This is a genomic window from Paenibacillus roseus (genome assembly GCF_016424485.1).
GTDB lineage: Bacteria > Bacillota > Bacilli > Paenibacillales > Paenibacillaceae > Paenibacillus_D > Paenibacillus_D roseus.
This window is the reverse complement of sequence record NZ_JAELUP010000010.1, coordinates 43,952-50,781: the sequence shown is the minus strand read 5'-3', so window position 1 is coordinate 50,781 and position 6,830 is coordinate 43,952. Positions and strand designations below refer to the sequence as shown.

General features: G+C 49.5%; 5 protein-coding genes. All 5 read right to left on the bottom strand.

Annotated features, from left to right (window positions below):
- Positions 1-214: 214 nt before the first annotated feature.
- The gene (locus tag JFN88_RS04365) at positions 215-730 is read right to left on the bottom strand and encodes a hypothetical protein (RefSeq protein WP_199018111.1); all 516 of its coding nucleotides are present in this window, start codon (positions 728-730) and stop codon (positions 215-217) included.
- 366 nt (positions 731-1,096) lie between these two features.
- A complete protein-coding gene (locus JFN88_RS04360; RefSeq protein WP_199018110.1) occupies positions 1,097-3,187 on the bottom strand; it encodes an ABC transporter ATP-binding protein in 2,091 nt (696 codons plus the stop codon).
- A gap of 32 nt (positions 3,188-3,219) precedes the next feature.
- A complete protein-coding gene (locus tag JFN88_RS04355) occupies positions 3,220-4,119 on the bottom strand; it encodes an ABC transporter permease (protein ID WP_199018109.1) in 900 nt (299 codons plus the stop codon).
- A gap of 6 nt (positions 4,120-4,125) precedes the next feature.
- Positions 4,126-5,061 carry an ABC transporter permease gene (locus JFN88_RS04350; RefSeq protein ID WP_199018108.1) on the bottom strand — a complete coding sequence of 312 codons (936 nt, stop codon included), beginning with the start codon at positions 5,059-5,061 and terminating at the stop codon, positions 4,126-4,128.
- 22 nt (positions 5,062-5,083) lie between these two features.
- Positions 5,084-6,781 (bottom strand): ABC transporter substrate-binding protein, encoded by a 1,698-nt coding sequence (locus JFN88_RS04345; protein ID WP_199018107.1) that lies wholly within the window; start codon positions 6,779-6,781, stop codon positions 5,084-5,086.
- Positions 6,782-6,830 lie beyond the last annotated feature (49 nt).

The window sequence follows — 6,830 nt, the reverse complement described above, 5'->3', positions numbered from 1 at the left end:
ACAGGATGGCTGGTTAGGCTTTATCCTGATGGGACTCCCACCCACTAGAATTAACGACCTTGCCCGGCCGCACTACACAAAACTATTGACAGACCCTAATTAAATTCCCAACTTATTTCAGCCTTGAACAAGGAAACGCTTATTGTAATTCTTGGCCGTGCCGATCGCATCAGCGCACGGGTAAACTAAATATTTTAAAGACGGTATATTCAAATCAAAAATTTGAATATACCGTCTTTCCTTTTGAATCTGACATTTTTATTTTTATTGGCAAATTTAAAGGCTTGTTAACATAAAAAAATACATGTTCTTTAAACGTAATTTTTTTAATTTCATCATTGTGAACGCCGTCTATTTCAATATTACCTGAATAATGAGGATTAATTTTCCCTACTAATAGATTAGCTTTGTCACTGATATTTTTAATATAATTCCATTCAAGAGGACTTTCTTCATCCATACCAAAAGTTATTATTTGTGCAAGTTTATGATCATTAACAATCAGAAAATAAAATTCGGAATGATCTGACTTACTTGTTAAAAGGATCTGAGAAGTTTTGTCAAGATCAATATCTTTCACGTTTTCATGATCAAACTTTAAATTACTTCCTTTTTCTACAGATAAAAGAATGTCACCATGTGAGAAGAATAGCCTGTAAACAATAAAGGAAATGAAAAGTATAAGAAATACTAATATCAAAATATATATATTTTTTTTGGTTTTTAGCATGAAATCACTCCAAGGAAATAGAGGGGAAAAAGGATATCACTGAATAGAGGGAATTCCCTTTAATCATTATTAAATCATATATTATCTCTTTTTGGAATTAAATAGTGCAATTTTGCTAATTAGAATCTGGTTATGATTGAGGCCTCGCTGAGGAAAGTCATGACAGTCAAGCTGCGGAGTTGCCACTCCATTGGATTGTCTATGAAATCGCTAAAAGTCAACTCCTGCACACAGGTCGGCATGAGTTGCAATTTTAGGCAGCTGGCGACAACATAAGACTGGACAGGCGAAACTTAAAAACACCTTCAAGGCAGTCCCATATCTTGCGACAATGGTTCCTGCTCTTGAAGGTGTTTTGATAAATCATTACGATAACGGATCGTGGCACGCTACCCAGTGGCCTGTCCGTACCTGGTTAAGCTGCGGCTCTTCGCTTTTGCAACGCGCAGTTGCTGCTTTGCAGCGCGTATGGAAACGGCAGCCGGACGGCGGGTTTGCCGGAGAAGGAATCTCTCCTTCGATAGCCGTTAGCGTCCGTTTGCTCGAAGGGTCCGGCCACGGAATTGAGGCGATCAGCCCCTGCGTATAATGATGAGCCGGTCGGCGGAAAATTTCTTCGCTGCTGCCAACCTCAACCAGCTTGCCCAGATACATGACGCCGATCCGGTCGGACAGGTGTCTGACCACATGCAGGCCGTGTCCGATAAACAGGTATGTCAACCCTAGCTGTTGCTGCAAGTCTTGCAGCAAGTTGACAATTTGCGCCTGCACCGAAACGTCGAGCGCCGAGACCGCTTCATCGGCAAGCACGAACGATGGACGCAGCGCGATTGCCCGCGCGATGCCGATCCGCTGGCGCTGCCCGCCGGAAAACTCATGCGGAAATCTGTCTGCCCAGGAAGAGTTCAGACCTACTGTCTCCAGCAGTTCCCCGATCCGGCTTTGCAGTTCCGCCTTGCCGAGCGATTCATGCACCCTGAGCGGTTCGCCGATAATGTCGCGCACCCGCCAACGGGGATTCATGGAACCGTACGGGTCCTGAAATACCATCTGCATGTCCTTGCGCACCTCGCGCAGCTGCCGCTCGCTTTTGCTTGTCAGCTCCTGACCGCGAAAGTGAACATGACCGCCCGTTGCATGTTCCAGTTGCAGAAGCACCCGTCCCAGCGTCGATTTGCCGCTGCCGGACTCGCCAACCAGCCCGAACGTTTCGCCTGGAAAAATGCTAAGGGATACATTATCCACTGCTTTAACCTGAGCGCCGCTGCCTTGAAGCAAGCTTCTGCGCTGAAGCGGATAATACTTTTGCAGTTGCTTCGCCTCGATCAGCGGAACAAGCGTCCCGTTCTTCGGCTCGCTCTCCGTTCGTCTGGCCTCTTCTGCTATTTCAACCCGGCTCGCGCCTCGAGCTTGCTCTGTTTCTGTCAGATTCGATACATGTCCGTCCTCAGAATCGGCTGTTCGCTCTGTTTCGACATCGGCTTCCGCTAGCTCGCCAGCGTACCAGCATGCCGCCTTTCTTCCATTAACATCCATAAGCGGAGGACTTTCGCTGCGGCAGTGATCCGTAGCATGCGGGCACCTCGGATTAAAGCGGCAACCAGTAGGCAGATCGTTCATCGCCGGGATCGAGCCCTCAATCGAATACAGCTTTGTTTTACGAGGGCTATCCAGTTTGGTGATGGAGCGAAGCAGTCCTTTCGTATACGGGTGATGCGGCTGACGGAACAATTGCTCCGTTGTCGCTTGCTCGACAATTTGGCCGGCATACATGACAATAACGCGATCGGCCATCTCGGCTGCGATCCCCATATCATGCGTAATCAGCAAAATCGACATCTGATATTCCTGTTGCAGCTCTTTCAGCAGGGCCAGAATTTGAGCCTGTATCGTCATGTCCAAGGCTGTCGTCGGTTCATCAGCAATCAACAGCTCAGGTTCACAGGCCAGCGCCATGGCAATCATTGCCCGCTGCAGCATGCCGCCCGACAGTTCGCCCGGATATTGATTCATACGGGCTTCCGGTTCCGGTATGCCCACTTTGCGCAGCAATCCGATCGCGCGTTCAGCAGCTTGCTCCTTGGTGTCCGTGCGGTGACGTACAATCGCTTCGATAATTTGACTGCCAATGGAAAATACCGGATCGAACGCGGACATCGGTTCCTGGAAAATCATCGCAATTCGCTTGCCGCGCACATCTTGCATTGTCCGCTCCGATGCTTTCGCCAGGTCCAGTTCATCGAAAAGCACTTTCCCTTGCACGATTCGCCCGTTCTCGTAGTCAATCAGCCTCATGATGGCTTTCGATGTGATCGTCTTGCCGCTTCCCGATTCGCCAACCAGACAAACCGTTTCACCAGGGCGAATTTGCAACGTCACCTCGGAGACAGCGTTCAAAGGCCCACGCTTTGTAGCAAATTCAATGGCCAATTGTTCAATATCAAGCAATGTGTTCAAACCACGAACACCTCCCTTTTTGTTACGCGCATCTACGCTCTTTTCTGCTTCGGATCAATCTTGTCGCGCAACCGATCGCCCATCAGATTGACAGACAGAACAAGCAGGGTAATCGCCAGTCCGGGAAAAGTCGAAATCCACCAGGCAACCGTCAAATACCCTCTGCCCTGGGAAAGCAGTGTTCCCCAATCCGGGATTTCTTTGATAATGCCCAAGCCAAGAAAGCTCAGACCCGAGCCGACAAGGATGGACGTCCCCAGCCCAATCGTAGCCATAACAAGGAGCGGCGACCAGGAGTTGGGCAGTACATGCCGTACAAAGATCAGCCATCCGGGCGTACCGATCGAACGGGCTGCGGTAATGAACGGACGGCCCTTGATGCTCAGTATCTGACTGCGCAGTACCCTGGCATACCCTGGCACAGCAGACAACGATACAGCCAGTACGATATTGAACAGACTCGGCCCCAGTGCAGCTGCAATTGCAAGTGCCAGCAGAATGCCGGGAATCGTCATAAGCACTTCGATGCAACGCATAATAAACGTATCTACCACGCCCCCGACGTATCCGGCCAGCGCCCCAAGCAGGCCGCCGACCAAGCCGCCGAACAGTACGGAAGCGACACCGATAAACAGGGAATCTCTGCTGCCATGCACAACAACGCTGAATACATCGCGTCCGTAGTAATCCGTGCCGAACGGATGGGCAAAACTTGGCGCAGCCATAATATCGTACGCCATATCAGTAGGAGAATACGGGGCGATGAAGCCTGGCACTATCCCGCAGATGATAATAAAGAGAATAATGCTTCCTGCTCCGTATATAAGCAAATTCGGAACGCTCATTCGCCCGAGCAAACGCTGACGCGAAATGGGCGGTTTTTCATCATACTTCCAGACTGTCTTGGCCAATACGGTTTCTTTACCGCTCATGATCCGCTACCTCCTTGCCTGCATCCGTCGAACTCTCGGATCAATCATGGAATACGAGAGATCAACCAACATATTTATCAAAACATACACAATCGCCGAGAAAAAGATAACCCCTTGAATCACCGGCAAATCCTTGCTCATCAACGCATCCGAAATAATTCTGCCGATGCCTTGCCGGGAAAAAACTGTTTCAATGACGACGGTTCCCGCCATCAACTCCCCGCTTAACACACCGATGATCGTAAGCGCCGGGATTAAAGCATTGCGCAACGCATGTCTGTACATGACCAGCCTTTGCGGCAAGCCTTTGGCCCGAAGCGTTACAATAAACTGTTCATTAATAACTTCCAGCATGCTGTTGCGCACTAATCTGACGACAAATCCGGAGCCTACGATGCCAAGCGACAGAGCGGGCAGAACCAGCGTCTGCCAACCGTCCGATCCCATAGCCGGGAGCCAGCCGAGCGTCACGGAGAAAAGCAAAATTAACAGGATGCCGGACCAAAACGTCGGCATGGAAATGCCAAACAATCCTACCAGTCTGGCTACAATATCGATCCAGCGATCCCGGTGAATGGCCGAGAGCACGCCCAGCCAAATACCGATGACCGCAGCAATCAGCGTGCTGGTGAAAGCCAATAGCAATGTCGCGGGAGCGTGCGTCCATATTTTGGACAACACCGGTTCATCATTCAGCAATGATTTCCCGAAATCACCGTTCAGCATGTCCTTTGCATAGTTTGCAAATTGCTGATAGAACGGCAAATCCGTACCCAATTGCTTACGCAGGAGGTCGATTTCCTCCTGCGTAGCTGTGGACGGGTCCAGAATCGATAACGCCGGATCACCTGGCAGCAAGTATACGATAACAAATACAAGTACCAATGCGCCGAACACGACCATAATGGAGGTTAGCAATCGTGTGACAATCGTTTGGAACACCGTCCGTCATCTCCTCTCAGCTTCATGGTTTCAGATAAAGATCGTTGAACAGCGGATAGCCGAGTGTATCGAACTTCAAGTCGACAACTTTGCTGGAAGCAGCCACTGTATAAGGGAATACATAGATCGGAATAATAATGGCTTGCTTGCTGATCTCTTGCTGTGCTTGCTTGTAGAACTCAGCGCGCTTCACCGGATCGGTCTCAACAAGCCCCTCGTCCAGAAACTTGTCGATATTTTCATTAACTATTGATCCTAAATTATGCTTGCCAGCAACGTTCTGCGTCTTGGAGTGGTAGAAGGTTCTGAGTCCTTCAGGATCAGGATTCATCTGGCCATTGCCGTACACATCGTAATCGTCATTTTCAAAAACAACGACCTTTATATCTTTCGTAATATTGATGTTGACTTCGATGCCGATCTGCTTCAGCTGCTGCTGCACAATGGACGCGATATCCTGACGCTTCTCCCGATTCGGTGAGCCCTCTACATAACGAATTGCCAAACGTTTGCCGTCTTTGACGCGAATGCCGTCGCTGCCTTTGACCCATCCCAGTTCGTCAAGCAATTGGTTCGCTTTGTCCACATCCGGCTTAATGCCGTTTTCCAGTGAAGCATCATAACCGAATGTTCCTGGCGTCAGCGATGACCATGCCTGATCATACGTGCCCAGATAGAGCGTTTTTACAATTTTCTCGACGTCAATCGCGAGTTGCAGCGCCTGCCGTGCCTTCAGTTCATTCCAAGGCGCATTGCTTTGATTAATAAACAGTGTAAAAGGCAGACCTTCTGTATTCACTTGATAAATGTGTGTCTTTTTATCATTCTTCAATGCTGCGATGTTTTGCGGCGGAACGGTATCGGCTGCCAGCAATTGGCCGCTTTGTACGCTGCCAATACGAGTGGCTTCCTCTGGCACGACCTTGAAAACCAGTCGGTCCAGGTACGGCTTACCATGGTTGGCGACCAACTCAGGGCCCCATGCATACTCATCGTTGCGCTCCAAGGTAACGCCGACATTCTCTTCCCATTTCACAAACTTGAACGGACCGGTGCCGACCGGATTATGACCATACTGATCTCCGTATTTCTCAGCTGCGGTCGGGGAAATAATTCCGACCTGCGGTTGGGTCAAATTCCGCAAAAATGCTTGCGACGGCGTAGTCAGGTTCAGTTTGACCGTGTATTCATCAATAACTTCAGCTGATTCGTAGTATTTCAGCAAACTTCTGGCAGTAATTGCCTTCGTCTCCGGATTAATGGCCCGGTCATAATTGTATTTGATCGCTTCAGCATTTAGCGGTGTGCCGTCATGGAACTTTACATCATTGCGCAATTTGAATGTATAGCTTTTGCCATCAGGCGAAACCGTCCATTCTGTCGCGAGCCAAGGCTTCACCGTGTTATCGGAGTCCAGGACAACCAGGTTGTCATAAATGACGCGAAATACGCGGGCTCCAGTCGCCCATCCGTTGCGATGCGGGTCAAGCGTATCGGGAGCGCCTGCCAAGGCAAAAGTCAATTCGCCGCCGGAAACCGGTTGCCCATTGTCCTCCGCACCCTTGTTCGTTGCTGTTCCGGTAGTGTTGGAAGCCTTCGCTTCCTTGTTTTCAGGGCTCTTGCTGTTGTTTCCGGCCCCGGAGCACCCCGTAATCGCCAAAATTAAAGTTAAACTAAGCAGCAGGAGCGAAGCGCTCCAGTTTTTCTTGACACGACTCATTTTCTTTCCTCTCTCCTTCTGTAATTAGCACTGTTGAATTGTATATCGT

Excerpts from the sequence above, each read along its gene's own strand:
- JFN88_RS04355 (WP_199018109.1), bottom strand. The coding sequence starts at position 4,119 with ATGAGCGGTAAAGAAACCGTATTGGCCAAGACAGTCTGGAAGTATGAT.
- JFN88_RS04345 (WP_199018107.1), bottom strand. The coding sequence starts at position 6,781 with ATGAGTCGTGTCAAGAAAAACTGGAGCGCTTCGCTCCTGCTGCTTAGT.
- JFN88_RS04365 (WP_199018111.1), bottom strand. The coding sequence starts at position 730 with ATGCTAAAAACCAAAAAAAATATATATATTTTGATATTAGTATTTCTT.